Origin of the sequence: Pseudoalteromonas sp. MelDa3 (genome assembly GCF_002863625.1) — a bacterium.
In the GTDB taxonomy this organism is placed as follows: Bacteria; Pseudomonadota; Gammaproteobacteria; order Enterobacterales; family Alteromonadaceae; genus Pseudoalteromonas; species Pseudoalteromonas arctica.
This window is the reverse complement of record NZ_PJBR01000183.1, coordinates 1-2,723: the sequence shown is the minus strand read 5'-3', so window position 1 is coordinate 2,723 and position 2,723 is coordinate 1. Positions and strand designations below refer to the sequence as shown.

Here is a 2,723-nt window from a genome sequence, read left to right as displayed (position 1 = left end):
TCGTAAAAGGTTTTTTACCATAGCGTACTTGGTTAAATAACTGGCTAAATGTGTTTATAGATTGTGCAGAATGAGGAAGTTGCTCAGCAAAAAAATGTAACTGCTGACTAGGTGTTAAATTATCGGGTGTATTTATTTTTTGTTTTTTCGCCCATGCTTTTATTTCATAAAACTCTTTAACCATAGGCGCTAATTTAGCCGAACGTTTTGGTAAGTTTAAATAAACAAAATAACCTACAAAACAAAAACCAGCTGTTAATAAAACTATTAACGGTACAAGCCAAATGTTTTTACTACCAAAAATTGATTTTAAAAAATCATTTTGTTTTTCTTCATCAAAACCAAGTACCCAGCTAGACCATTGATAATCGAGATTTTCAAGTTCTAACCTTAACCAATTAATAGCGGGGAAATTACTTAAACTCACTAAACCAAAATCAAGATTACTTTTAAATTCGTCATTCAGCTCTTCGTTTTGCGAAAGTGAGCCATTTAAACGCTCTGGTGCAACAACGGCGGTTGCATCAAAAATAACCCAACCTTCGTTTTGTAAATATACTTCTACCCATGCATGCGCATCGTACTGGCGAACTGTTAGCGTATTATTATCTTGATTTAATTCACCACCTAAATAGCCACTTACTAATCGAGCGGGTATACCTGCGGTTCTAAAAATGTACGCAGCGGCACTGGCATAATGACCGCAAAATCCACGTTGGTTTTCAAATAAAAATTGATCAATGGTGTTATCGCCGCTCATAGGAGTAGGTGTTAACGTATAAGTAAATCCCGTACTTGCAAAGTATTGTAATAAGCTATTGTAAAAATCGCGGTCAGAGTGAGTATTTTGCTTTAAGATTTTAGCAAGTGATGATGTTTTTACATTCTTTTTATAAGCGAGGTATTTGTAACGTTTTTTTTCAAACTGGCCAAGCGGTAAAGTTGTAAAGTTAAAGCTATTTACATCGTATTGTAAGTTTTTAGCTTGGCGACTTTTTTTACGCAATAAACCTAGCGAATTACCTTCAACATTTGCTGAGTTACTACTGGAATACGCTAAACCATAGAGCCATTTTTGTGTAGCAGGCTCTGTAATAACTGAGTAGCTTGCAATAAATTGTTCATCATTTTTGCTCTGCGTATTTGTTTTATCATTATTATATTTTAAAAAGTCAGACGTAAGCCACGCATTGCCATTAAATTCATCATGGACTATTGCTCGCCAATAATAAGGCGCTACAGGTCTTTTTTCGTTAAATTCAGCTCTAAACACAAGTTCATCTGAGTTTGAAAGCTTTGCAATATCGAATGGATCGACTTGTTCAGAAAGCCCTGTTTTGGCAAGTTTTGGCCCAGGAAGCTGCCAAAAAGCGGGCATTTTTGGTAAAAAAAGCAGTAAAAATATAGCTAATGGAAGCGCTAAAAGCAGTAGCTTACCGCTTTGCTTAGAGGCTATTTTTAAATTATGTTTGGATTCAAGTAGGCCAAGCACTGCAAAGTTTAATATGTATAAAGCACTTACCGTTAACGTCGTTAAAATGCTTTGGTTAAATAAATACACCGATGAGAGTGAAAAAAACGTAAGCGTTGTAATAACATGATAGTGTTTTTTGGTTTTAGCCTGCAGCAGCTTAAATAAACTAGCAAGTAGCAGCATAGCCACAAATAAAATAACCGTATCAGACATGCCAACAGTGTAGAGCATTAAACCAAGCGACACACCTGCAAGTATATTTGCCAGCCAAGCATTTGGCTTTGGTTTATTACTCAGCGTTATGTAAAAATTCCAGGCACAAATAAGTGCAAGTACACCAACAAAAACAAGCGGTAAATGGGCTATAAAAAACACAATCAAACATGCATATATAAAACACAGCGAATAATTTATTACTTTTTCGTTTTTAAGTATGTCCATTACACATCACCATTAAATGAGCACAATAACGCTAAACATTGCAGCTTATGCTGCTGTCCGGTATTTGTATTTATTGTTTTACTCGGCAGTTTTAACATAAAAGGGGTGTTTTTCTCGGTTGCTTCACACACTAAAAAGCATAATTGGCTTAAGCGCTGTTCTGTATCTCCATTCATCAACGTAAAATCGAAGAGCGCATTCGCTGTTTTAAAGTCTACAAACTCTTTAACTAATAACTGCTGTGTTTTTGCGTAATGCTTCCACGACACTCTTTGCAATCCCATCTCAGGTAAATGTGGGATTAACGACTCGAACTCTTCGCTGCCAGATTGTGTAGAAATACCTTTATCGGCTTGCTCATCAAGCACAGAAACATGCGCATCACTGTGTACTTGTTCAAGCGACGGGTATACAAATACATCTTCTTGTAATTGAATGTAGCTCCAAACAGTTATTAAACCAAAGGGATAGTTACTCGCTATTTTAATACGTTGCACTGAGTACTTACCGCGTGAGCTGTAGGGTAAGTTGAGTGTAAGTAACTGAGGTTTACTATTAACTTGGCCGGTATGTTTGTGAGTTTGCTCACTACCTTGATATGTTAAATTAATAGATTGGGTTAGTGAAGGGCTTTGTAATTCAAATACAATACTCGGTTTTTGGGGGGCGTAGCTGTTAAATGCATCTTTAAATTTAACCGTTAAGCCTTTAGCGTTACTGTAGCCCATTAATACAGCAATAATCATCACCACAAACATAAGATAAGACATTATTAAAATTAAATTATTTTGATAATTAATGCCCATTA

At 35.8% G+C, this 2,723-nt stretch carries 2 protein-coding genes; both read right to left on the bottom strand.

Features of this window, described 5'->3' with window-relative positions; translation table 11 throughout:
- Nucleotides 1-1,915, bottom strand: a 1,915-nt coding sequence (locus CXF89_RS18885) for a transglutaminase TgpA family protein (protein ID WP_121955456.1), incomplete at its 3' end; no start/stop codon positions are given.
- The coding region (locus CXF89_RS18880; RefSeq protein ID WP_121955455.1) for a DUF58 domain-containing protein at nucleotides 1,915-2,723 on the bottom strand (809 nt) is incomplete at its 5' end. The genes CXF89_RS18880 and CXF89_RS18885, both read right to left, overlap by 1 nt.